Source organism: Amycolatopsis halotolerans (assembly GCF_042647905.1).
GTDB classification, from domain to species: domain Bacteria; phylum Actinomycetota; class Actinomycetes; order Mycobacteriales; family Pseudonocardiaceae; genus Amycolatopsis; species Amycolatopsis halotolerans.
The window spans coordinates 359,188-383,441 of the sequence record NZ_JBHRWI010000030.1 but is presented as its reverse complement, the minus strand read 5'-3'; the positions used below and the strand labels follow the sequence as shown (position 1 = coordinate 383,441).

Annotated in this window: 19 protein-coding genes and 1 pseudogene; 6 read left to right on the top strand and 14 right to left on the bottom strand. The window is 69.0% G+C overall.

Annotated elements, in window-relative coordinates; translation table 11 throughout:
• Positions 1–290 precede the first annotated feature (290 nt).
• Both ACFORO_RS27470 and ACFORO_RS27465 read right to left on the bottom strand, forming a co-directional pair.
• A complete protein-coding gene (locus tag ACFORO_RS27470; RefSeq protein WP_377896652.1) occupies positions 291–584 on the bottom strand; it encodes a hypothetical protein in 294 nt (97 codons plus the stop codon).
• Positions 585–698: 114 nt separating this feature from the next.
• Positions 699–1,832: a thioester domain-containing protein gene (locus ACFORO_RS27465; RefSeq protein ID WP_377869294.1), complete on the bottom strand. Its 1,134-nt coding sequence runs from the start codon at positions 1,830–1,832 to the stop codon at positions 699–701.
• Between the two features lie 308 nt (positions 1,833–2,140).
• Between ACFORO_RS27465 and ACFORO_RS27460 the strand changes: the two genes are divergently transcribed.
• The gene (locus ACFORO_RS27460; RefSeq protein WP_377869293.1) at positions 2,141–2,977 is read left to right on the top strand and encodes a TIGR02569 family protein; all 837 of its coding nucleotides are present in this window, start codon (positions 2,141–2,143) and stop codon (positions 2,975–2,977) included.
• On the opposite strand, the gene ACFORO_RS27455 is transcribed toward ACFORO_RS27460, so the two are convergent.
• Positions 2,970–3,863, bottom strand: a complete 894-nt coding sequence (locus ACFORO_RS27455) for a 2-hydroxyacid dehydrogenase (RefSeq protein WP_377869292.1) — start codon at positions 3,861–3,863, stop codon at positions 2,970–2,972. The genes ACFORO_RS27460 and ACFORO_RS27455 overlap by 8 nt on opposite strands.
• Positions 3,860–5,137 carry an MFS transporter gene (locus ACFORO_RS27450; RefSeq protein WP_377869291.1) on the bottom strand — a complete coding sequence of 426 codons (1,278 nt, stop codon included), beginning with the start codon at positions 5,135–5,137 and terminating at the stop codon, positions 3,860–3,862. The genes ACFORO_RS27455 and ACFORO_RS27450 overlap by 4 nt, the downstream gene beginning before the upstream one ends.
• A 121-nt stretch (positions 5,138–5,258) precedes the next feature.
• On the opposite strand from ACFORO_RS27450, the gene ACFORO_RS27445 reads away from it, so the two are divergent.
• The gene (locus ACFORO_RS27445; protein ID WP_354740334.1) at positions 5,259–5,999 is read left to right on the top strand and encodes an IclR family transcriptional regulator; all 741 of its coding nucleotides are present in this window, start codon (positions 5,259–5,261) and stop codon (positions 5,997–5,999) included.
• 3 nt (positions 6,000–6,002) lie between these two features.
• On the opposite strand, the gene ACFORO_RS27440 is transcribed toward ACFORO_RS27445, so the two are convergent.
• A complete protein-coding gene (locus ACFORO_RS27440) occupies positions 6,003–6,872 on the bottom strand; it encodes a S1 family peptidase (RefSeq protein ID WP_377869289.1) in 870 nt (289 codons plus the stop codon).
• 502 nt (positions 6,873–7,374) lie between these two features.
• The gene (locus ACFORO_RS27435; protein ID WP_377869288.1) at positions 7,375–7,998 is read right to left on the bottom strand and encodes a TetR/AcrR family transcriptional regulator; all 624 of its coding nucleotides are present in this window, start codon (positions 7,996–7,998) and stop codon (positions 7,375–7,377) included.
• Positions 7,999–8,094: 96 nt separating this feature from the next.
• On the opposite strand from ACFORO_RS27435, the gene ACFORO_RS27430 reads away from it, so the two are divergent.
• A complete protein-coding gene (locus ACFORO_RS27430) occupies positions 8,095–8,616 on the top strand; it encodes a nuclear transport factor 2 family protein (protein WP_377869287.1) in 522 nt (173 codons plus the stop codon).
• On the opposite strand, the gene ACFORO_RS27425 is transcribed toward ACFORO_RS27430, so the two are convergent.
• Genes ACFORO_RS27425 through ACFORO_RS27415 form a run of 3 tightly spaced genes read right to left on the bottom strand, consistent with a single transcriptional unit; the run spans position 8,606 to position 13,491 of the window.
• Positions 8,606–10,162 carry an amidase gene (locus tag ACFORO_RS27425; RefSeq protein ID WP_377869286.1) on the bottom strand — a complete coding sequence of 519 codons (1,557 nt, stop codon included), beginning with the start codon at positions 10,160–10,162 and terminating at the stop codon, positions 8,606–8,608. The genes ACFORO_RS27430 and ACFORO_RS27425 overlap by 11 nt on opposite strands.
• A gap of 12 nt (positions 10,163–10,174) precedes the next feature.
• Entirely contained in the window at positions 10,175–12,745 is a 2,571-nt protein-coding gene (locus ACFORO_RS27420; RefSeq protein WP_377869285.1) for an ABC transporter permease, read from the bottom strand.
• A 5-nt stretch (positions 12,746–12,750) separates the two neighbouring features.
• Positions 12,751–13,491: an ABC transporter ATP-binding protein gene (locus ACFORO_RS27415; RefSeq protein WP_377869284.1), complete on the bottom strand. Its 741-nt coding sequence runs from the start codon at positions 13,489–13,491 to the stop codon at positions 12,751–12,753.
• 149 nt (positions 13,492–13,640) lie between these two features.
• On the opposite strand from ACFORO_RS27415, the gene ACFORO_RS27410 reads away from it, so the two are divergent.
• The 3 genes from ACFORO_RS27410 to ACFORO_RS27400 all read left to right on the top strand — a co-directional run bounded on the left by ACFORO_RS27410 (position 13,641) and on the right by ACFORO_RS27400 (position 15,741).
• Positions 13,641–14,840: a sensor histidine kinase gene (locus ACFORO_RS27410; protein WP_377869283.1), complete on the top strand. Its 1,200-nt coding sequence runs from the start codon at positions 13,641–13,643 to the stop codon at positions 14,838–14,840.
• Positions 14,828–15,469: a response regulator transcription factor gene (locus tag ACFORO_RS27405; protein ID WP_354740350.1), complete on the top strand. Its 642-nt coding sequence runs from the start codon at positions 14,828–14,830 to the stop codon at positions 15,467–15,469. Before ACFORO_RS27410 ends, ACFORO_RS27405 begins: the two co-directional genes overlap by 13 nt.
• A 71-nt stretch (positions 15,470–15,540) precedes the next feature.
• Positions 15,541–15,741: a hypothetical protein gene (locus tag ACFORO_RS27400; protein WP_354740352.1), complete on the top strand. Its 201-nt coding sequence runs from the start codon at positions 15,541–15,543 to the stop codon at positions 15,739–15,741.
• Here ACFORO_RS27400 and ACFORO_RS27395 read toward each other — a convergent pair whose 3' ends face one another.
• From ACFORO_RS27395 to ACFORO_RS27375, 5 genes and pseudogenes are all read right to left on the bottom strand, one after another.
• On the bottom strand, positions 15,742–16,905 hold the full coding sequence (locus tag ACFORO_RS27395) for a 4-hydroxybenzoate 3-monooxygenase (protein ID WP_377869282.1): 1,164 nt from the start codon (positions 16,903–16,905) through the stop codon (positions 15,742–15,744). It lies immediately after the preceding gene.
• 75 nt (positions 16,906–16,980) lie between these two features.
• On the bottom strand, positions 16,981–17,754 hold the full coding sequence (locus ACFORO_RS27390) for an AraC family transcriptional regulator (protein WP_377869281.1): 774 nt from the start codon (positions 17,752–17,754) through the stop codon (positions 16,981–16,983).
• Positions 17,755–17,935: 181 nt separating this feature from the next.
• Entirely contained in the window at positions 17,936–21,244 is a 3,309-nt protein-coding gene (locus tag ACFORO_RS27385; protein ID WP_377869280.1) for a serine hydrolase, read from the bottom strand.
• Positions 21,241–22,218: an ABC transporter ATP-binding protein gene (locus ACFORO_RS27380; RefSeq protein ID WP_377869279.1), complete on the bottom strand. Its 978-nt coding sequence runs from the start codon at positions 22,216–22,218 to the stop codon at positions 21,241–21,243. Before ACFORO_RS27380 ends, ACFORO_RS27385 begins: the two co-directional genes overlap by 4 nt.
• A 130-nt stretch (positions 22,219–22,348) precedes the next feature.
• A pseudogene (locus tag ACFORO_RS27375) lies at positions 22,349–24,253 on the bottom strand (dipeptide/oligopeptide/nickel ABC transporter permease/ATP-binding protein); the annotation flags it as partial.
• Between the last annotated feature and the right edge of the window lies 1 nt (position 24,254).

Genomic DNA, 24,254 nt, shown 5'->3' with positions numbered 1-24,254 from the left:
ACTACGACCAGTGATCAGCCAGCCCGCCCAACCGGTCCCCACATACAAGTCGGAATCTAAGTCCGTGAAGGAGCCCTTCACGGCGTGCGGCGGGTCGTGAGGGGAGCCGGAGGAAGTCCAAGCCTGCGAAGGGATTCCTCGCCACCCGCAGCCGTCCGTGAGGGGAACCCTGAGGGACTCAGAGTCCGTGAGGGTGGCCCTCACGGAACACCACTGGCCTCGAAGTCCGTGAAGGTGGCCCTCACGGACCCTGCCAGGTCTCGGAAGCTGTGAAGGGCTCCTTGAGGGAATTAGATTCCCTCAAGGAGCCCTTCACGGACCTGCGGCGGAGTGGCGGAAGCGAGCGGCGGCATTCGCAGCGGAGCCAATCGCAGCAGCGGCAGCAGCAGCGGCAGCAGCAGCGGCAGCGGCGGCAGCAGCAGCAGCAGCGGCAGCAGCAGCAGCAGCAGCAGCGGCCGTGGTCGTGGCCGTGGCAGCAGCGGCGGTGGCAGCGGCCGTAGCCGTGGCAGCAGCGGCGGTGGCGGTGGCGATGGCGATGGCGATGGCGATGGCGATGGCGAGGTGGTGCCAGTGGTCGTGGCCATAGCCGCAGCCGTGGTCATGGCCACGGCCGTGGCAGTCGCCTGCCGCGCATAGCGAAGCGGGCCGGTCCTCAAAGGACCGGCCCGCTCGCCTAGCGCGTACTACCTGAGGCTAAATCAGGCGTTGCTCCGACGGCGGCGAACCACCAGGATCATCGCGCCGCCAGCAATCACCAGGGCCGCGCCGATGCCGATGGGCAGGGCGGCGTTCACGCCGGTGTTCGCCAGCGGGGTCTGGCCCGAGTTGTTGCCGCCGGCGGCGGGGGCGGTCGTCGCGGGGGCGGTGGTCACCGGGCCGGTTTCGGTCCAGGTGCCGGTCGCCGCGGCTTCGACAGCGCTCTTCTGCGACTGCGCAACGATCAGCGACTGCGCCGGCTTGTCCGCGTAGTTCTTGGCCACGAACAGGCGGCCCGTGTTGACGTCGCCAGCGGCCTTCACCGCGAGTTCGGCCGTGCCGGGCTTCGCGTCCTTCGGGACGTCCAGGAACAGCTTCGTGCCGTTCTTGATCGCCGAGGACTTGATATCCTGACCATTCTCACCGACGACCTTCACGCCCTCGGGGAGCTTGCTCGTGAAGTCGGTGACGCTGCCGGTCGTCGCGACGGTGAACGGGCCGATCTTCGTGCCCGCTTCGCCGTTCGCCTTGGCCGGCGTGATGCTCAGCGTCGGCTTCTTCTCCTCGACGCCGGTGTTCGCGTCGCCGGTCAGGTAGTTGTACAGCGCGAGGACGTCGGCCGCTTCGTCCGCGGAGCCGTTGGCCAGCGGGTTTTCGGCGTCGAGGTCCTTGCCGTCGCTGTAGTGCCACACCGCGGCCTGCGTCGCGGTCAGCGCTTCCTTCGTGGACAGACCGTCGTGGAGCTTGGCGCCCTTGTCGGTCAGCGTCTTCTCAAGCGACGCCGCGTCCGTGGAGGGGTAGCTGTGGTGCAGCACCCAGTTGATGTTCTTGTTGTTCTTGCGGAACGGCGACGACGCGTCGGGGTAGTCGTTCCAGGCGTGTTCGACCATCGTCTCGCCAAAGCGCGCGCCGACCTCGATCTGCACGCAGTACATTTTCGAGATGGCGCCGTCCGACAGCTTGAAGTTGAACAGCGTCGTCTGGACCTTGCCCTTGTCGGCGATGTTGACGTCGAAGCCCGACGTGCCGCCGTACACCAGCTCGCCCGAGGCCGCGCCGCTGCGCGCCGAGGGGGCGTTGTCGTCCGCGAGGGCGACCGGCGCGGCGATCATGAGCGCCGCTGCCGCGGAAGCCACCGCGGCCCCTCCCCGGACCAGAATTGACCTGCCGTGCATGCTTTCTCCCATCCAGTCCCGAACCACGAACGACGGACCGCGTGAGACCACATCTCCCCGACCACGACGGCCACCAATTCGGGTGAAGAATCCACCCAGTCAAGCGATGGCGAAGCATACACAGGGCTCACATGTGCACTGTGGGTGGTCCCCTGAATGCGCTTTCATACCACTAGTCGGAGTCGTTCCTCCCCTTGTGTTGCTCTGGGTAGGTGTGCGCGGAGCTGCGGGAACACCGGGAAACGGCGCTCCAGAAAGGACGCACAACTGTGATCTCGCGACCTCCGGCGGACGTGCTGGCCGCCTTCGAGTGCACCGGAGCCCCGGTTCGGCTGGAAGGCGGGAAAGGCGGGACTTGGCGCGTCGGGGACGTGGTGCTGAAACCGGTGGAGTTCGCTCCGGAAACGCCGTGGCGGGCGGCGGCGCTCGCGGCGGTGACCGACTCGGCGGAGTTTCGGATCGCCCGGCCGCTGCGGACTCGCGCCGGAGGCTGGACCGCCGGAGCGGGAGCCGACGGCCAGAGTTCATCCGGCGGTCATCCGGTCGCGCGGGAGTGGGAGGCCAGCCGACTGGTCCCCGGCCACCCGGACACGTCCCGGCCCGACGACGCCATCCGGGCCGGGATCGCGTTTCATCGGGCCATCGCGCACCTGCCCCGGCCGGAGTTTCTCGATCTCCGGACTGATCCCTGGGCGGTCGGAGATCGGGTCGCCTGGGAAGAACTGCCGCCCGATGGCTCGGCGGCCGCTCGACGTCTTCTCGACCCGCTGCTCGCCGAGCGGCGGCCGGTCGAGTTGCCCGCGCAGGCGGTGCACGGCGATCTCCCCGGCAACGTCCTCTTCGCACCGGGACAGCCGCCCGCGGTGATCGACTGGGCGATCTACTGGCGTCCCCCGGCCTGGGCCGCCGCGGTGGCGGTCGCCGACGCATTGTGCTGGTACGGAGCGACTCCCGGCCTGATCGACCGCTGGGCGCAATTGCCCGAGTGGCGGCAGATGCTGATTCGCGCGCTCGTCTACCGGATCGTCACGCACGACCTGGCCGGACGCTGGACGCCCGACCAGATCGCCGCCTATCAGCCCGCCATCGCGGCCGTGCTCAGTTGACCAGGTTCTCCAGCGGCTCGCCCTTCGCGTAGTGCGCGAGCTGGCGTTCGGCCAGTCGCTTCGCGCGCGGGTAGAACGAGTCCGAACCGCCCGCGATGTGCGGGGTGATGATCGCGCCGTCGAGCGTCCACAGTGGATGGTCGGCGGGCAGCGGTTCCGGATCGACGACGTCGAGTGCGGCGCGCAGGCGGCCGGCGGAGACCTCGGCGGTGAGCGCGTCGGTGTCGACGGCGGTGCCGCGGCCGACGTTCACGATCAGGGCGGTGTCCGGCAGCAGGGCCAGTTCCGCCGCGCCGAGGAGGCCGCGGGTCTGCGGGGTGTCGGGCAGGACCAGCACCACGATGTCCGCGGTCGGCAGGAGGTCCGGCAGTTCGGCGATGCCGTGCACACCGGAGCGAGCGGTGCTGGCGACCCGGACCACCTCGGCCTCGCCTGCCTCCAGGTACCGCTCGATGGCGCGGCCGATCGAGCCGTAGCCGACCAGCAGGACGCGGCAGTCGGCGAGCGAGCGCGTGTGCGCCCGGTCCCACGAACCGGTCTGCTGCTGCGCGAACCAGCGCGGGAAATACCGTTGCGCGGCAAGGATCAGCGCGAGCGCGTGCTCGGCGACGCTGAGGTCGTGCAGACCCCGGCCGTTCGCCAGCTGCACGCCGGACGGGACGAGCGACAACAGGTTGTCGTAACCGGCGGAGAGCGTCTGCACCGCGCGCAGCGACGGCAGCTGCGGGATGAGCTTCGCCGCCGCCGGGCCCTGGTCGTAGGGCAGGACGTAGAACTCGACGTCGTCGAGACCGTCCGGCGGGGTGCCGCGGCCGTCCCACACCACCGCGTTCAGTTCGGCCGGAACGGAAATGTCGGACCAGGGCACCAGTACACGCGCGGTCATGCTCGCCTTTCCTTCGTTTTCACCGGAACCGCGAGCACCAGCACCGCGGCTGCGGCCATTGTCCCCGCCAGCATCAAGAACGCGGCAGCCGTGCTGCCGGTAACGGATTCGAGCCAGCCGACCAGGTAGGTCCCGAGGAACCCGCCGAGCGCGCCGGCCGCGTTGATCACGGCCACCGCCACCCCGGCGGTCCGTTGCGGCAGGAGTTCGGAAATCAGCGCGAAGAACGGGCCGTACGGCGCGTACAAGGCCACTGCGGCGATCGCCAGCAGGACGAATGCCCACCAGAAATGCTGCTTGCCCAGCAAATACGAACCATAGAACGCGACCGCACCAGCGAGCAGCCACGGCCAGACGTATCGGCGACGCACGCCGGATCGGTCCGAGCTGCGCGAGTTGATCAGCATCGCCACCACGGCGAACGCGTACGGAATCGCCGACAGCAAACCGGTCGCGCCGATTCCGGCGGACGAGCCCGCCTTGACGATCGACGGCAGCCAGAACACGAAGCCGTAAACCCCGATGCTCCACAACAGGTACTGCGCCGACAGCACCAGAACTGCCTTGGACCGCAAGGCTTCCCGCACCGGACGATCGGCTGGTTCCGGCAGCTGCGCCTGCTCCGCGGCGATCGCGCGCTCGATCGCGTCGCGCCCAGCCGGGTCGAGCCACTGCGTGTCGGCGGGCCGGTCGCGGACCTGCGCGCGGAACACGAAAGCCCAGATCAGCGCCGGAATTCCCTCGATGATGAACATGCCGCGCCAGGACGTCGCCTCGATCAGATACCCCGACAACGCCGACAGCCACATCACCGTGACCGGGTTGCCGAGGATCAGGAAAGCGTTGGCCCGGCCGCGTTCGGCCTTCGTGAACCAGCGCGCGAGCAGCACGACAAGCGCGGGCAGCACCGCCGCTTCCACCGCGCCGAGGAGGAACCGCACCACGATCAGCACCGGCACCGAACTGAGCAGGCCCTGCGCGGTCGCCAGGACGCCCCACGCGAGCACCGACCAGAAGATCAGGCTCCGCACGCTGCGGCGGTCGGCGTAGAGGACGCCGGGGACCTGCAGCAGGAAGTAGCCGAGGAAGAACGACGCGCCGATCAGCCCGGACGTCGTGCTCGTGAGGTTCAGGTCCTCGGCCATGCCGCCCGCGGTCGCGATCGAGAAGTTCGACCGGTCGAGGTAGGCGAGGCTGTAGGTGACGAAGACGATGGGGATCAGCCGCAGCCAGCGCTGCCTCCCGAGCGTGCCCGCCTGCTCGACGGTGTTCATCCGGTACTCCTGTCGCCGCTGACCCAAGTCCTTGACGCGTTTTCCGTCATATGGAAAGCTATTCCGCAATGCGGTGAGAGGCAGTGTGCGTCGCCGTGCCCGGGAACGTCAAGGGGGTTCGATGGCGGACATGGTCGGCAAGGCTTTGCGGGTGCTGTCCCTGCTCGGCGGCTACCCCGAAGGCGTGCCGCTGTCCGAGCTCGCGCGCGCCGCCGGATATCCGGTGAGCACCACGCATCGGCTGCTCAGCTCCTTGCAGAGCGAGGGTTTCGCGCGCAACGACCCGATTTCGAAGCGGTACTCGCTGGGGTTGCGACTGTTCGAGCTTGGCCAGTCGGTGTCGCAGGCGCGCGGGTTCGCGGGCGTCGCGCTGCCGGTGATGCAGAAGCTGTCCGCGGAGACCGGCGAGCCGACGCTGCTGGCCGTGCTGGACGGGCACAACCAGGTTTACGTGCACTCGGTGCAGGGGTCGCAGCGGCTGCAGATCCGCGGCGAGCCGGGTGCGCGCGGGCCGTTGCACTGCACGTCGATGGGCAAGTGCCTGGTCGCGTTCGCGTCGAATCGGGACGAGTTGGTCGCCTCGCTGGACCTGCCGGAGCTGGGCCCGCGCACGATCACCGCGCGCGAGGCGTTCGCGGCGGAGATCGCGGCGGTGCGCGAACGCGGTTTCGCGATCGCCGACGAGGAGCACGAGGAAGGCATCCGCGCGGTCGGCGTTCCGATCAGGACGCCGGACGGGACCGCGATCGCCGCGCTGTCCACCGCAGCGCCGGCTTATCGGCTGACGGTCGCGCAACTGGAGGAGTTCGTGCCCGCTTTGCGTGCTGCGGCGAGGGAGTTGGCGGCGTTGCTGCCCCGGTGAGGCTTATTCGCCGATCTCGCCCTTGATCCACGACACGAGCTGGTCCACGCGCGCCGCGGTTTCGGTGCCGGGCTGAGGACAGTCGGGGCCGAAGTTCTCCACCGCGATCAGCGTGTTCTTGCCCTTGATCGGCACGAAGAACGGCGAGCCCGAGTCGTCCGGGCACGGGCTGTTCTCGACGGTGCGCTTCTTCAGCGGTTCCAGGGTGATCTCGTTCTTGCGCACTTCGTCGACCTGGAAGTCGCCGCGTTTGATGTGGTCGGTCTGCACGATGACCTTGGAGGACAGCGAACCCCAGCCGACGAAGGTCGTGTGCTGGCCCGGATCCGGCGGACCGTCCGGGAGCGCGAGCGGTTCGATGTCGGCGACCGGCTCGGACAGCTTGGCGAGCGCGAGGTCGTTGACCGCGGACTGGCGCGCGTCGACGATCTTCAGCACGTGCCCGCGCGGGTCGGAATCGGTGAGCTTCCCGATCGCGGCGGTCATCGTGTAGTCGGGCTTGCCGCTGACGCGGGTGCCGTCGAGGTCGTGGAAGCAGTGGCCCGCGGTGACGATCCATTGCGGGGCGATCAGCGAACCGCTGCAGCCGCCGGTGCGGACGCCGCCGCCCTTCTCCGGAATGTCCTTTGAGGACAGTTTGACGCTGAACGGGGTGGGGTGGTCGGGCAGCGCGGGCGTGGCGGGCTGCGAGGACGCCGGCGCCTTGCCGCCGGTGCCGCCGCTGACTGTGCTGCTGGCATTGCCCGCACTGCCGCTGGCCCCGCGCGCGACGGCGACATTCGACACCGGCTTGGCGGTCTGGGCCTCCGCGGTCCGCTGCAGGCCGACGTAGGCGCCGGCGAGCCCGGCCCCGAGCACCGTGGCGACGGCCACGGCACCCAGCCGAAGGCTCGCCCGCTGGGCGGAACGTGACTTTGCGTGCACCACGGGGTCCAAGATAGCGAAGTAGTTAACCCGAATGAGTGAGTGTGCCCGATTAATCCGATGACTGAGGTAGAAACTGACGCCGCCGATACGCCGGGTCGGGGGTTGGTCACGGAATGCTAACGGCGTGGGCGCGTTTTGCCTGGAGGTTGCGCCATTCGGCCGCCGAGGCGGGATTGCGGGAGTTTATCCCAATCAGCGGGACACCCGGGCGTCCGCAGCTCGGCTCGCGCTGCCCCAATGTGGCTTTGGGTGCATGCGACGCACCCAATGTGGCGTTCGGTGCATCCCACGCACCCAATGTGGCATTCGGTGCGTCAGACGCACCCAATGCCACATTGGGGCGCGAGCGGCGGGCGAACAGGGCGGGGCTCAGTCCAGCAGGCGGGGCTCAGTCCAGCAGGGCGAGGTTCAGTCCAGCAAGGCGAGGTTCAGTCCAGCAGGGCGAGGCTCAGTCCAGCAGGGCGAGTCGGTCCACCAGCACCTCCAAAACTCCCTCCGGCCAAGGGAACATCGGGGCCGCCGGGCGTAGTTCGGCCAGGCCGTGCAGTCCGGCCCACAGGGCGGTCGCGTCGGAGAACGCGGAGGTGCTGCGCGACAAACCGGCGTCCGCGCAGTCCTGTACTGCTTGCGCCAGCAGGGCGAACACGTCCTGCCCGATCTCCTCCGCTGCCGGGGCCATGTCCGGGTTCCCCGCCGCCCGCGCGGCATTCCATACTCCGCCGAACAGGATGCGGTAGCGCTTGGGGCGTTCCAGGGCGAAGTCCAGGTACGTCGTGCACACCGAGCGCAGCCGCGCGTCCGGCTTGTCCACCTTGGCCAGTCCGGCTTCGATGCGTTCTTTCAGCTCGGCGAACGCTTCCTCCACTACGGCCAGCAGGATCTGGTCGCGGTCGGCGAAGTGCCGGTAGATGGACGGCGCCGCGATGCCGATCCGCCGGGCGACCGCGCGCAGGGTGACCGCGTCCTCGCCACTGCCTTCGTCGAGGATTTCGGCCGCCGCCCGCACGATCTCCTCCCGCAGCCGGGCGCCTTCGCCGCGGCGGTTTCGGGAGCGTCCTTCTGCTGCGTTCACGACCGCAAGCTTACAGCTGTTAGCGAGATGGGTTTACAGGCGTTAGGTTATGCATCTATGGTTACGGCTGTAAGTCTAACTCGGAGAGGAAACGTCATGAAGAAGATCCGCAACGTCGTCGTCGGCGGAGTTGTCGCTGTCTTGGCCGCGCTCACCTCGGGCAGCGTCGCTCAGGCCCAGGTCAGTCAGCGAATCCCGCACGTCGTCAAGGCTTGGGCAGACGCTTGGAACACCGGAAATGCCGCCAAGATGGCCTCGTTGTTCACCGACGACGGCACCTACCAGGACAACGCCTTCCAGGTCGCGATGAGCGGCCATCAGGGCGTCGCGACGTGGGTCGAGATCACTGAGAGAAGCATCCGGAACGCGCACGTCGACGTCCAAGACGCGTTCCGCTCCGGCGATCGCATCGCGGTGCGCTGGACGTTCTCCGGCACCGACACGGGAGCGTTCGACAAGACCCGGCCCGCCACCGGCAAGTCCTTCAGCGTTCCGGTCAGCACGCTGATCGACCTGCGCGGCGAGCGGATCCGCCAGCTCACCGACTACTACAACCTCGCCGACGTCCTCCGCCAGGTCGGCCTCCCGGCGGGTCCGTGGACACCGCCTAGCCAGTAGCGGCGGGCAGGTACCGGGGTGCCTGCCGCGCGTGTGTCGCCTGCTCGTACGCGTAAGCGAAGCTCAGCAACTGCGCGTCGTGGTATTTCGTGCCCAGGAAAGAAATACCGACCGGCAGCGGGCCCGCGAATCCGGCAGGCACCGTGATGTTCGGGTAGCCAGCCACGGAAGTGTTGCGGGTGCTGCTCAAGAACCTCGGGTCGCCTGGGCGGTCCAGCGGCGAGGCGGGCAAGCCGCTCAGGGTGACGATCGCGTCCAGGCCGTTCGAGGCCAGTACGTCGTCGATCGAACGCTGCGCGATGCCTGTCGCGGCGGCGCGGTGGCGGCGGTAGGCCTGGTCGTTCAGGTTGCCGTCGGTCGCGTTCGCTTCGACGAAGAGGTTTTGGTCGAACAGCGGCATTTCGACGTCGCGGTGCTGGTCGTTGTAGGCGATCAGCTCGGACAGGTTCCGCGGGTGGTCGCCAGGAGTCGCGGCGAGGTAGGCGTTCAGGTCGTGTTTGAACTCGGTCAGCAACGCGGGGAGAAGATCCGGTTTGACTGACCAGGAGATGTCCTCGACGTCCGCCCCGTCAACGACCGTCGCGCCTAGCGAACGCAGAGTGTGCACTGTGGACTCGAAAATGCGATCGGACTGTTGGTCGATGCCGGTGTGGCCTTTTCGCCAGACGCCGATTCGCTTGCCGCGCAGGGCATTGCGGTCCAGTCGAAGGTCCTTTGGGAACGTCGCCGCAGCTGAGGCGGGGTCGGCCGGGTCGGCACCGGCGAGCACGGAGAGGGTGAGTGCGGCGTCGGTGACGTTGCGCGCGATCGGGCCGGGCGTGTCGTGCTGGGCGGTGATCGGCACGACGCCGCCGCGGCTCACCACGCCGAGGCTGGTTTTCACGCCGACGGTCGAGGTCGCTGCCGCCGGGCACACGATCGAACCGTCGGTCTCGGTGCCGATGGCGACCGTCGCGAGACCGGCCGCCGCGGCGACTGCCGAGCCGCTCGACGAACCGCATGGGCTGCGGTCCAGCGCGTAGGGGTTGCGAGTCTGTCCGGCGACCCCGCTCCAGCCGGGAATCTGTGCGGTTGAGCGGAAGTTCGACCACTCCGACAGGTTCGCTTTGCCGAGCACGACCGCACCGGCGGAGCGGAGGCGCTGGACTAGGAAAGCGTCTTTAGCCGGACGTGAGCCGAGCATCGCGGTTGAGCCCGCGGTGGTGGTCTGACGGTCCGCGGTGTCGGTGTTTTCCTTCAGCAGCACTGGGATTCCTTCCAGCGGGCTGCGGGAGGAGTGCGTCCGGCGGCGGGTGTCGCTCTCCTTTGCCGCCGCCAGCGCGTCCGGATTGGTTTGCACGACGGCGTGCAACCGCGGGTTCAGTTCTTCGATGCGGCGCAGGTAGCCGCGGGTCAGTTGTTCCGACGTCAACTGCCTGCGGTCCATCGCACGCTGCAGATCGGGAATCGTGGACTGGTCTAGAAAGCGAGCCGGTGAGGCGTCCGCCGCGGCGGGCAGGAGCAGGCCCGCCGCGGTGAGGACTGCCACCGAAAGCTGTTTCAGCAAGGTTTTTCCTTCTTATTCGCGGAGGCCGATGGCGTCGATGGGCTTGGCGCGCAAGGTGACCCGCGTGGACAGCCCGAGCGAAACCAGGCTGAGCAGGAAAGCTCCGGCGATGATTCCGCCGAACACCGCGGGCGTTCCGGACGGCAGCGGCGTGCTGCGAGTCGCGAGGTTCAGCAGTACCAACGGAATCGCCGCTACCACCGTGCCGAGCAGTGCCGCGATTCCTGCGGTCGCCAGCGCTTCCAGGCGCATCATTCGCACAACCTGGCCTCGCGTGGTGCCGATCAGCCGCAGCAGCGCGAATTCCCGGGAGCGCTGCGCCGTGGTCATCACCAGCGTGTTGGCCACCGAGATCACCACGTAGCCGAGGATCACGCCGACCGCGACCAGGTTCAGGTAGAACTGCTGCTGGCTCGCCGAGTTGGCCGAAGCGGACACTGTGGAACCGGGCGCGACAGTCAGGCCTGGGTAGCGAGTGCTGAGCTCACGGAGCGCGGCGGTCATCGCGGCCGGGTCCGCGTTCGGGTCTTGGCGCACCAGAACGGAACTGTCCATCCGGTCGCCGGTGTGCGAGCGGGCGAGGTCGGCGGGCAGCACGTACTCGCCGAACGCCTGGTTGTGCGTGTAGACCGCGACCAGTTTCACCTTCGCCGGGCGGCCGTCGGCGAACCAGAAGTCGACCTCGTCGCCGATCTTCTTGTCGTACCAATCGGCCTCGCCCTTGCTCATCGCGACGGTGTCGCCGCGCAGGTCGGCCAGGTTCCCGGACACCACACCGAGGTCGAGCACGCCGCGCACCTGGTCGCCGTTCAGCCCCTGCGCCGGGTACTTCATCACGCGCAGCCGCTTCTCCTCCGGGACCGTGGTGACGACGTCAGTGCGGACCACCGAGGTGGCCGCCGCGACGCCGGGGATCGCCCGTGCCGCCGCGGCGACTTCCGGGGACAGCGCACCGGTGGTGCTGGTCAGGACGTGGTCCGCGGTGGTCGAGCGGACGGCCTGTTCCTCCCTGGCCGCGGCGGCCGACGTCTGGCTGTAGAACATCGAGATCGCGAACGAGACCGCGAGCATCACCGGGGTCACCGCCGACGCGAGCCGCCGGGCGTTGGCCTGGTTGTTCGCGGCGGCCAGGTAGCCGCTGATCCGCGAGACGCCGGTGTAGACCGGGGCGATGACGCGGGTCATGAAGGCGACCACCCTCGGTCCGAGCACCGAGAGCCCGATCACGACCACCAGCGCGGACATCGAGGAGGCCGCGAGCGCGCCGTCGCCGGTCACGTACATCGGGACGGTCGCGCCGCCGAAGCCGGCCACCACCAGCAGCCAGCCGATCAGGAGGCGGGTCCGGCCGAGTTCACGACGTTCGACAGCTGCCTCGCCGAGCGCTTCGATCGGGCGGATCGACGACGGGCGCCGCGCCGCCGACCACGCGGCCAGCCGCGCCGCTCCCAAGCCGAGCAGGAACGCGACGACGAGCGGGACCGGGCCGACCGCGAGGTCGAAGTCCTGCGGAATCACCCCGACTCCGGCGAACGCGTTGCGCAATCCGTGGGCCACGGCCACGCCCAAGCCCGCGCCGAACACTCCGGCGGTGATCGCGACCAGCATGGTTTCGGCGCCGATCAGCTTGCGGATCTGCTTCGGCGTGGCCGCGATCGCCCGCAGCAGCGCGAATTCCCGGCGGCGCTGGTTGATCACCAAGGCCAGCGTGCTCGACACGACGAACACCGCGACCAGGATCGCGAACCCGCCGAACGAACCCGCGAGGGCGAACAGCAGCACCCGGGTCTGGCTCACGTCGAGGAATTCGACGGTGCTGCGCCCGACGCCGGTCGTCACCGTGACCGGTTGCCCGCTGACCGCCTCGCTGATGCGGCTTTCCAGGTCTCCCGTGGACACTCCGGGCTCGGCCAGCACACCGACCGCGTGCACCTGCCCGGGTTTCCCGGAAAGGTCAGCGGCGCGCCCGGCGGAGAAGAACACTGCCGACTGTCGTGGCAAACCGTTGCCGGATTTGGGCGCGGCGATGCCGGTGACGCGGAACTCCATGGGCGTGGAGCGGGTCGAGACCCGCACCGTGCTGCCGACCGAAACCCCGCTGCGAGCCGCGAGCTCCGCGTCGAGGACAACTTCGTTCGCCGCTTCGGGAGCGTGACCTTCGCGCAGCGAGAACGGGGCCAGTACGGCCGAGTCCCAGTTGTGTCCGCGTGACTGGGCGCCGTTCGGGCCGGTGAGCACCTGCCCGCTGGACGTCACGACGTTCGCCGGGAAGTCCTGCTCCGGCACCGCCTGGCGCACGCCCGGCACCTCGGCGATTTTGGAGATCAGCGTCTCCGGCACCGTGGTCTGTTCGCTGATCTGCTCGGACTCGCCGAAATCCGCGCCCGGCGGTTTCGTGGTCTGCGGACCGCCGACCACCACCGCGGCTTCGGCGTAGCGCTGGGTCGGGACTCCGGCGCGCAGGCCGGACTCCATGAGGATGCCGCAGCCCGCGACGAGCGCGGTGCCGCAGAGGATCGCGATGAACGCGCCGACGAACCCGCTCAGCCGGGCCTTCGTCGTCTGCAGAGCCAACGACCACATGGCGGTCACCACTCCCCGAGGTGGGTCATCCGCTCAGCAACCCGTTCCGGGGTCGGCTGCGGGAGGTGGCCGGCGAGCTTGCCGTCGGCGAGGAACAGCACGCCGTGCGCGGCGGACGCGGCGACCGGGTCGTGGGTGACCATCAACACGGTCTGGCCCATCTGGTCGACCACGGTGCGCAACAGGTCGAGCACCTGGCGCGCGGTGCGGGTGTCGAGCGCGCCGGTCGGTTCGTCGGCGAGCACGACCTCGGGGCGGGTGATCAGCGCGCGGGCGATCGCGACGCGCTGCTGCTGTCCGCCGGAGAGTTCCGCCGGGCGGTGCTCCAGCCGCTTCGCGATGCCGACGCCGTCGACGATCTCGCGCAGCCAGCGGGCGTCCGGCTTCTTGCCCGCCAATCGCATCGGCAGGGTGATGTTCTGCAGCACATTCAGCGACGGCAGCAGGTTGTAGGCCTGGAAAATGAACCCGATCCGGGTCCGGCGCAATTCGGTGAGCGACCGCTCACGGAGCCCGCCGAGTTCGGTTTCGCCGAGCAGCACCTTGCCCGAACTCGGCTTGTCCAGCCCGGCCGCGCAATGCAGGAAGGTGCTCTTGCCGGATCCCGACGGCCCCATGACCGCGGTGAAGGAGCCCCGCTGGATCCCGACCGACACCCCGTCCAGCGCGGTGACCGCGCCGTCGCCGGAGCCGTAGATCTTGCGCACCGCTTCCAGCCTCAGGGCGTGTGTACCGCCTGTGTTCATCTTCGCGTCGCTCCTCGGACCAGCAGATTCTCTGTCGGTATCGAAGTTATGGCCGCGGTCGGGCGAAAACGATCCCGAGCGCGGGAGTCTTGGGGGTAGCGCAGGCACCACCACGCCCGGTGGGGAGGTCCTAATGGGACAATGCGGGAGTGAAAAACCGGCTGCGCTCGTGGTGGTCCGGACTCCGCTATCTGCTGGTGGGGGCCGCGACCTCGTTCCTCGCCCTGCTGCTCTTTTTCGCGATGGCCATCGTGCTCGCGACGTGCTTGATCGGCGTCGGGATCCCGGCGCTGCCGGTCGCGCTGAAGCTGATCCGCTACCCGCTGCGCTTCGAACGCCGCCGGGCCGGCCGCAGGCTCGGCGAGCCGATCGCCGAGCCGTACGCGAACGTTTCGCCGATCCGCGACCCGGCGAGCCTGCGGGATCTCGCGTGGCTCGCCTCGCACGCCGTGGTCGGCTTCATCGTCGGGGTGCTCGCGTTCAGCCTGCCGCTCGGCGGGCTGCGCCAGATCCTCACTGGCGTGTTCTGGTGGCTGGTGCCCGGCGGAATCCAGAGCTCGCTGGAGTTCATGGTGAACTCGTGGCCGTCGGCCGCGCTCTGTGTTTTCAGCGGGCTCGTCATGATCGCGCTCACCTTCTGGGCCTCGCCGCTGGCGCGTTGGCAAGCACTCGCGACTCGGGCGCTTCTCGGCCCGCGGCCGGGCGCCTCGCTGACCGACCGGGTCGTCGAGCTGACCGCGACCCGCGCCGCCGCGCTCGAGGCGCACGGTGCGGAACTCCGCCGTCTCGAACGTGATCTGCACGACGGGACGCAGGCGCGACTGTCCGCGGTCGTGCTGCAGCTCGGCGTCGCTGATCAGCTTTTCGAAGGGAATCCGGCCAAGGCAAGGGAATTGCTCGGCAAGGCGCAGGACGCGGCGACCGAAGCGCTCGCCGAATTGCGCACCGTCGTGCGGAGCATCCACCCGCCGTTGCTGACCGACCGCGGCCTCGACGGCGCGATCACCGCTCTCGCCGATCGGTGCGCGGTTCCGTGCACTGTGGACGTTCGCAGCAGCGCGCGCCGACCGGCCGCGGTCGAGGCGGCGGTGTACTTCATCGTCGCCGAAACGCTCGCGAACGTGACCAAGCATTCCGGCGCCGAACAGGCGTCGATTACGCTCGACGGCACCATCGACACCCTGCGGATCCACATCCGCGACGACGGCCGCGGCGGCGCGGACGAATCCCAAGGCAGCGGGCTGGCCGGGATCCGGAAACGCGCCGAGGCCTTCGACGGGACGGTCACGCTCACGAGCCCGCCCGGTGGACCGACTGTTCTGGAAGTGGAGTTGCCATGCGGGTCGTGATCGTCGAGGACGACGCCCTGCTGCGAGAAGGTTTGGTGCTGCTGCTCGACACCTCGGGCATCGAGGTCGCCGCGGCTTTCGACAATACCGGCGAGTTCCTCGAGTTCGTCCGCGAAGACCGGCCGGACGCGGTGATCACCGACGTCCGCCTGCCCCCGACGCACACCGACGAGGGCCTGCGCGCGGCCGTGGAAGCGCGGCAACTGCACCCCGGGCTGCCGGTGCTGGTGCTGTCCGCGCATGTCGAGACCGGCTACGCGGCCGAGCTCCTCGCGGACGGCAAGGGCGCGGTCGGCTACCTGCTCAAGGAACGCGTCGGCAAGGTCGCCAAGTTCCTCGACTCGCTGCACCGAGTCGTCGAAGGCGGCACGGCGATGGACCCCGAGGTGGTGACCCAGCTGCTGGCCCACCGCCGCGACCCGATCGACGCCCTCACCGCGCGCGAACGCGAGGTGCTCGGGCTGATGGCGGAGGGGTACAACAACGCCACGATCGCGGAACTGCTGGTGGTGAGCGACGGGACAGTGCTGAAGCACATCCGCAACATCTTCGCGAAACTCGGCTTGCCGGAGGACAGCGGACACCGGCGGGTGCTGGCGGTGCTGGCTTATTTGAACGGGAAGAGGTAGCGCAGGCGCTACCACGAAGTTGGGGGTCTACGGCGTGGTTGCCGCCCCCGTCGGTCCATAGTGTTCTCGGCATGGAGACTTCCCGAAGCCGCACCGCCGGCGGCCCTGTTGTGACTACCTTGCTGTGGCTGGTTTTTCTCGCCGGCGCCGCCGCCAATTCGATCGGCCAGTTCGCCGGACTGGAGGACACTTACCGGTACATCGGCGGCGGTGTGGCGGGGGTGTGTTTGGTGATTCTGCTGGTGCGGTTTTTGGCGCGGCGCAAGGATTGATCAGGCGAGCCCGGCGATGAACTCGCTGAGCCGGCGGTTCGCTGGGCCGGGCTCGAACAAACCTTCCAACTCCGCCCGTGCGGCTTGCCGCCGGAACTCTCCCTCGTAGGAAGCGTCACCGGCGTTGTGCACCAACTCGGTCCACCAGCTCGCGAACGCCTGGTATTTCCAGACGTGGCGCAGCGCGGTCGCCGAGTAGCTGTCTAGCAGGCTTGAATCCTGTTCTTTCCGGTAGCGGACAACGGCGTCCGCGAACAGCTCGGCATCGTGCAGGGCCAGATTCATTCCTTTCGCACTCATCGGCGGGACGATGTGCGCCGCATCGCCGAGTAGATACAGACGGCCGTGATTCATCGTGCTGTGCACCACGCTTCGCAGCGGCACCAATTGGGTGCTGGCGATCGTGCCCCGAGTCATGGGTTCCTCGAACCGGGCTTCGATCTCGGTCCAGATGCGTTCGTCGGTCCATTCCTCGAGAGAGCTGTCCAGCGGGCATTGCAGATAGAACCGGCTCGCTTGCGGGCCTCGGGCGAATTGACCGGCGAAGCCGCGGCGGTGGAGTGCCATCATGGACTGGTGATTGGCGGGTACTTCCGCTAATACTGTCAGCCACGCGTAGCCGTATTCGTGGGTGCAGCGCGTGAGGTCGGGAATCGCGGCTCGGCTCACGCCGCGGTCTCCGTCGCATCCGGCGATGAATTCGCAGGCGATCGTTCGGTTGTCTGAGCACCGGACCAGCGGGCGGTCGAGGTTCTCGATCGAAGCGTCCACAGAGAAGCGGAGATCTCCGCCGTCGGCGAGGAAAACTTCGATCAGGTTCCGGACCAGGACTTGCTGGGGGCAGAACCGTCCGTCGTCTTGGTCGTCCGCGGCCAGGGCCAGCGGGCGGGTTTCGCCGTCGATGCGGAAGTTCAGCACCGGCTGGGTCGGGACGCCGCCGACGACCCGGTCTTCCAGGCCGTGTGCGCGGAACATCCGGGCCGCGCGGGTGTCGATGACTCCGGCTCGCTGGCGTTGTTCTACATATTCCCGGCTGCGTTTCTCCACGATGACGCAGTCGATTCCGCTGTGCCGCAGGAAAATCCCCAGGGTGAGCCCGGCGACTCCGGCGCCCACGATCACTACGGTGGTCTTCTCGTCCACTTCGGACGGTGTTGCGGTCATGTCTCCAGGTTCGCCGGAACCCAGCGGCCAGCGGTACCAGCAGCCCGACCAGGTCTTCCGGAAACCCGCCAAACCTCACCGGTCGGCGCGGCGCAGTTCCTGCTGATAGCGGCCGGGTGTCTGGCCGACCACGGCGGTGAACGCTTCGATGAAGCTGGTCGGATTGGCCCAGCCGAGCCGGGCTGCGGTGTCGATGACGGCGTCGCCCTCGGCCAGCCGGATGAGGGCGTGCTGCACTCGCAGCAGGCTGCGCCATTGGTGGAAGCTCATCCCCAGCTCGGTCTGGAACAGGCGGCTCAAGGTCCGCTCCCCTGCCCCGACAGTGCGGCCGAACTCGGCCAGCGTCAGCGACGTCGCAGGGTCGGCGTGGAGGAGATCGGTGACCGCGCGCAGGCGGTCGTCGGACGCGGCGGGTAAGTACATCGCTTCGTCGGGGCCGACGACCAGCTCGTCCACGACCACGCCACGCAGCCGTTCCCTGGCCTCCGGGCGAAGCTTCCGGCCGCTGGTGAGGACGAGCAAAGACTCCCGTAGCAGCGGGGACACTTCGAACACGGTCGGCTGATCCGGCAGCGACGCGGAGAGCTCCCCGGAGAACTCCAGCACCCGGACCTCGGTCTGGCCATACGCGCGGTGATAGTGCTCGAAACCCGGCGGCGTCCACGCGACCCGGTTGGCCGGAGCGACCCAGGTGCCGCGTTCGGTCGTGGTGGCGAGGACGCCCGCCGACGGATACAGCAGCTGGCCCTGGACATGCCGGTGCGGCGCGATGCCGTCCCCGTGCGCGAGGCGGCCGCGCTTCTCCACGATCTGCGAGACCACCGCGGGCCTCGGGCGGATTTCCGGCACGAGCCGAGCTTACTCGGAGTGACGCACCGGAATGCCCGATTTGTCGCCATGTTGCCGTGTCTTGAAGTACGTGAGGGGAACCCTGAGGGAATCTGATTCCCTCAGGGTTCCCCTCACGGACCACTGCCCGGCTTCCGCTCCCGGGTCCTGCATCGCAGCCTTAAGGGCCTGGTATTGAAGGTCAGGCCACCTTGGGCGTCGCCCGCGCGCCGAAGTGCATATACGGCTCGCCGGTCGGCAGCGTGTAGAACAGCACCGGCGTCCAGAACTGCCCGCCCGGCATCCGGAGCACGAACAGCGTGTCCGAGATCGCCACCAGGTCGAACTCCTGGACCTTGTCCGGCATCAGTTCCGCCAGCGGTCCGGTGGTCGTGTACACGACGCGCAAACCGCCCTCGCGCTCCACCACCTCGACGTGCGCGCCTGCCCGTTCGTACACGCCGAGGTGCCAGCTCGCGTCCACGGTGACCGGCGTTGCCGGGGGTTCGAGCGGACGCGGCATGGCGACGTCGGCGAGTTCGGCGAAGATCTCCCGGTACAGCTCGGTGTACAGATCCCGTGCGTGGCCGCCGTTCGTCAGCAGCGTGACCGCGAGGCCCGCGTCCGGCAGCAGGCGCAGGAACGCCGACTGGCCGATCGTGTTGCCGTCGTGGCCGATGACGCGGCGGCCGTTCCAGCCGTCGCGGATCCAGCCGAGGCCCCACGAATCGCCGAGGGTGTGCTTGTCCGGGACGTCGGCCTGCTTCTCCGCCATCGCCGCGGCCGATTCCGCCGACAGGATCCGCGTGCCGTCCGCGGTCAGGCCGCCGGTGAGGTGCAGGCGGGCGAAGGCGAGGACGTCCGCGGTGCGCGCGGTGATCAGACCGGCCGGTCCGGCCGAGCGCGGCAGCTGCCAGACCGGGGCCGGAACCGGGTCCGCGCCGTCCGGCGCGACGTGGCCGACGGCGGCGCGGAACAGCAGCGCCTCCTCCGGCAGCGTGACGGTGTGGGTGAGGCCGAGCGGGGTGTACAGCTTGTCTCGCATCGCGGCGTCCCAGGTCTTCCCGGTGAGCTTCTCGATCACCCGGCCCATGAGCACGAAACCCGAGTTGCAGTAGGAGAAAGTCGCGCCGAGAGGATGGTTCTGCGCGGCTTCGTCCAGCAGGTCGACGAACTTCTCGAGGCAATCGTCGCCGCGGCCGGTGTCGGTGAAGATGTCGCCGTCGATGCCGCTGGTGTGCGTCAGCAGGTGCCGCATGGTGACGCGTTTGGTCACCTCCGGGTCCGACAGGCGCAGTTCGGGCAGCACGTCGAGGATCGGGGCGTCGAGGTCGAGCAGGCCTTCGTCGACGAGCTGCATCACCACGGTCGACGTCCACACCTTGGAGATCGAGCCGATCTGGAACAGCGAATCCTCGGTGACCTCGACCTCGGTCGTCTTGTTCAGCACGCCGTGGGTCGCGAACACCTCCTCGCCGGTGTCGACGCGCAAGATGCCCAGCGACGCACCGGGAACGTCGTGCTTGCGCGCCAGTTCCGCCAGGCGACGGCTCCAGTGCGCGGCGTCGATCGGCACCCGCGAACCGGCGTACTGCTCGATCCAGTCGACCACGCGCTGGTTGTAGTCAGCGCGATGCGAAGGCGGACCGTCCAAAACGAACAGATGCGCGCCGCCCGGGTACAGCACCAGCCGGGACGGCACGTCGCGCTCGCGCAGCGCGGTGAACCACTGCTCGGCCTGCCCGACCGGGCACCGGACGTCTTCGCCGCCCTGGAGGATCAACGTCGGCGTGCGGACCTGTTCGACCTGCGCGTGCGGCGAGGACTTCTCGTACTTGCCCGACGAAAGCCCGGAGAATTCGTTGACTGCCATGTAGTGGCCGCCGTCGGACGTCCCGGCCAGGCTGGTCAGGTCGCTGACGACGCCACCGGCGACCGCTGCGGCGAATCGGTCGTCGCGGCTGGTGAGGTAGCAGGTCATGTAGCCGCCGTAGCTGTATCCGGTGACGGCGAGGCGGTCCGGGTCGGCGAGACCTTCGGCGACGAGCTGGTCGATCGGCTCGAGGAAGTCCGGCGCGTCCGCGCTGCCCCACGCGCCGATCGCCGCGGTGAAGAACTCTTCGCCGTAGCCGTCGCTGGCTCGCGGGTTGATCAGCAGCACTGCCCAGCCGCGCGCGGCAAGTGTTTGGTGGTACAGGTGAATCGAATCCGCCGCGCCGTTCCACGAGTTGTGCGGGCCGCCGTGGATGTCGATCAGCAGCGGCTGCGGGCCAGTGCGTTCGGGGTCGCGGATGAGCCAGCCCTGGACGACAGTGCCGTCGCTGATGGTAAATTCGCGCGACTCGCGGCCGAACAATTCCACTTCGGACACTGCGTCGCCGTGCTTCGTGCGCACGTCGACCGAACCCGTGGCACGGTCGAGAACGGCGATCTCGCCGAAGGAATCGCTGGTTGCCAGCACAATCGCGGCTTGGCCGCCGACCAAGTCCACTCCGGACACCACGTTGCCGTCGCCCACCAGCACCGGACGCGGGTCTCCGCCGGCAAGGTCCACTTCGTACAGATGGGTGCAGCCGCGGTCGCGGATCGCGAACAGCACGACGTCGCCCGCCTCGTTCAGCTGCGGCAGCGCGCCCGGGTAGCCGGGGCCGCCGGACATTACGTTACGGTCGAGGCTGGCGGCCAGGTTGACCGTCTCGCCGCCGTCCAGCGGAACGCGCAGCAGACCGAGGTGCCCGGTGATGGTGTCGGTGCGGCCGACCATCAGCAGCGCCTTGCCGTCGGTGGTCCAGCCGACCGTGCCCGCCATGCCCTGGTCGGTGCCGACCAGGCGCGGTTCGGCGTTCCGCTCGGTGACGTCGAGGACGTAGGCGGAGGACCGGAAGGTGAGGTCGGCGTCGTCGTCGAGGGACGCGGTGAACGCGACGTGCTTGCCGTCGGGCGACCAGGCGGGCTGGCCCGCGTGCCAGTCGCCGAAGGTGCGCTGCTGGACTTCTCCGGTGGCGACGTCGAGGACGTGGATGTGGCCGCGGAGGGTCTTCAGCAGGCCGGGGCCATCGGACTTGTAGTCCAGCCGCTCGGCGACGATCGGTGTGTTCGCCGGCGGCGCTTCGACAATCGCGGCGAGGTCGATCGCCGCGGAGAACGCGATCTTGCTGCCGTCCGGGCTCCACACCGGTGCGCCCGCGCCGAGCGGGAGCTTGGTGAGCTGCTCGGCCTCGCCGCCGTCCGCCGGGAGGACCCACACCTGCGGCGGACCGTCCTGGGCGCGCAGGAACGCCAACCGGGAACCGTCCGGAGCCCATTTCGGTGCCGCGTCAGCGTTTCCGCGGGTGAGCTGGCGGGCCTCGCCGGAGGCGGTGCCGACCGTCCAGAGCGCGTCGACGTTCCGGTCCTCCTCCCGGTCCGCGGTCCGCAGCACGTAGACGATGCGGCTGCCGTCCGGCGAAAGCGCGGGCTGGCTGGGCGCGGCGAGGTCGTACAGGTCATCGATGCCGAGACGGCGGGTCATACGCTGGCTCCTTGGGAGATCGCGGGCTCGTGGCCCTCGGATTCGCTTTCGCTGAAGTGGCAGGCCGACGCGTGTCGCCGGGGTGCGGCGTCCTCGGCCGGATCCGCCCGCAGGCAGATCTCGCGGTCGCTCCGCACGAGCGGGCCGACCGGGCAGCGCGGGTGGTACCGGCATCCGGCGGGCGGATGGTGCGGATCGGCCGGTTCCGTGTCCGCGGTCGCACCGGGTTCGAGGTCGAACAGCGACTTGTGCGCCGACGGGGCGGCGTCGAGCAGGTCGCGGGTGTAGGGATGCTGCGGATCGGTGAGCACCTGCTCGGCCGGTCCGGCTTCGACGATCCGGCCGAGGTACATCACCGCGACGAAATCGCTGAGATACCGGATCACGGCGAGGTTGTGCGAGATGAACAGCATCGACAGGTCGAGTTGCCGCTGCACTTCACGCACGAGATTGAGCACCGCGCCCTGCACCGAAACGTCGAGCGCGGAAGTGATCTCGTCCGCGATCAACGCTTCCGGCTGACCCGCGAGCGCCCGGGCGAGCGCGACGCGTTGCCGCTGGCCGCCGGAGAGCTGGCCCGGCAGGTGCGCGGCACGTTCCGGATCGAGGTTCACCAGCTCCAGCAGCCGGGCGACCTCGGCTCGGCGATCCGTCCCGCGCGGCATGGCTTCGGCGATCGACTCGCCGATGGTCATCCGCGGGTTGAGCGAGGAGTACGGGTCCTGGAACACCATCTGCAGCGGGCGCCGGCGCGGGAGTTTCCGCACGTCCACGCCGCCGAGCAGCACCCGCCCCGCACTCACCGGCGACAGTCCGACGGCCGCCCGGGCGAGCGTCGACTTGCCGGAACCCGATTCGCCGACCAGGCCGACGACCTTGCCCGCCGGGACGGTCAGCGAAACGCCGTCCACCGCGGTGAGCCCGCGCCGTCCGCCGTACCGGACGCTGACCGAGTCGAAGACCAACTCGCTCATTCCGCTCCTCCCTCGTCCGACCTTGCCTCGCCGCGCCGACTGTCCGTGAGGGGAACCCTGAGGGACTCTGAATCCCTCAGGGTTCCCCTCACGGACCTTGGCCAGCGGGGGCGGAGCGGGGCGGTCATTTCGCACTTCCAGAGGTGGCGGTGGCGCCCACTGCTTCCGACACTGCCGCATCCGGATGCCAGCACGCCACCCGATGTTCCGGCGCGAGCACGGTCAGTTCCGGGTCCTCCTCGCGACACTGGTCGGTCGCCACCGGACAGCGGCTCGCGAACGCGCAGCCGGACGGCATCTGGTCCGGTTCCGGCGGACGGCCGGGGATCACCGCGAGCGGCGCGTCCGGGTCCGTCTCCAGGTCGATCGTCGTGGCCAGCAGCGCCCGCGTGTACGGATGCCGCGGCGTGATGTCCGGTCCGGCGGCGGGGAGATCCTCCACGATCCGTCCGGCGTACATCACCAGAATCCGTTCGCACGTCTGGGAAACGACCGCGATGTCGTGACTGATCAGGATGATCGCGGTGTCGCGTTCGGCGCGGGTCTGGGCCAGCAACCGCAGCAATTGCCGTTGCACGGTCACGTCCAGCGCCGTTGTCGGTTCGTCGGCGATGATCAGCCTCGGGTCGCCCATCAGGCCCATGCCGATCATCGCGCGCTGCCGCATGCCGCCGGAAAACTCGTGCGGGTACTGCTTCGCCCGCCGTTCCGCCGCCGGAATGCGTACCGCGCGCAGCCGGTCGACCGCTCGCTCCAACGCCTTGGTTCGCGAGAGTCCTTGGTGCTGCTCGGAAACCTCGGCGAGCTGACGGCCGATCCGCCGGGTCGGGTTGAACGACGTCATCGGGTCCTGGAACACCATCGCCAGCGACGTCCCGAGCAGCGTCCGCAATTCGCGTTCCGGCGTGGTGAGCACCGGAGTTCCGGCGAAGTCCAGCCGGTCCGCGGTCACCGAACCGGGCGATTCGATCAGCCGCGACACCGCGAGTCCGGTCAAGCTCTTGCCCGAACCGGATTCGCCGACCACTCCGATCGCCTCGCCCGCTCGTACGGTGAAGCTCACGCCGCGCACCGGAACCGTCCAGCCCGCCGGGCGGGGGAAGGCGACTTCCAGGTTCTCGACGACCAGCACAGCGTCATCCGCGGAGACTGGATCCACTTTGGACTTTCGCAGCACGCGAGGAGTGAGCCGTGGCAACCGGGTTCGCACGCCGATCACTCCGGCGACAGTCTCGCCGAAGAGGTTGAACGCGAGCCCCGCGAGGACCACCGCGACGCCGGGAGCGAGCGCCGCCGCCGGGTTGACGTAGATGCCGTTGAGGCCCTCGTTGAGCAGCCGCCCCCAGTCGTAATCCGGGGCCTGCACGCCGATCCCGAGGAACGACAGCCCGGAGAACGCCAGCAGCGAACCACCGGCGCCGATGGTGGCGTTGACCGCCAGCGGCTCGCCGATGTTCGGCAGAATGTGCCGGAACAGCAACCGGATCCGGCCCACCCCGGCGACTCGCGCGGCGGACACGAAGTCCCGTCCGGCCACGGAAGCCGACAGCGTCTGCGTCAGCCGGGCGAACTGCGGAGCCAGCGCGAACCCGATCGCCATCACCGCGCCTTGGGTGCCCACGCCGAAAATGACCGCGAAGAACAGCACCAGCAGCAGCCCGGGGAACGCGACCGCGATGTTCACCGCCGCCGTCAGCAATCTGCCCAGCGGGCGCGGCAGCACCGCGGGCAGCATGCCGAGCACCAGTCCGGTCGCGACGCCGAGTGCCGCGGCGATCAGCGCCAGCAGCACCGAAAGCCGGGTCGCCACCAGCACCCGGTAGAAGATGTCACGGCCCAGTTCGTCGGTGCCGACCAGGTGGTCGCCCGACGGGCCCTGGCCGATCGCGTTCGTGTCGATCGCCGAAGCCGCGTCCTGCCACAGGATCGGGCCCAGCACCGCGACCGCGATCACCAGTACGAGCAGGACGGCGGCGAACGCGCCGAGCGGGGTGCGCACGGCGGCCAGCCACTGTTGTCCGCGCCGTTTCGCCATC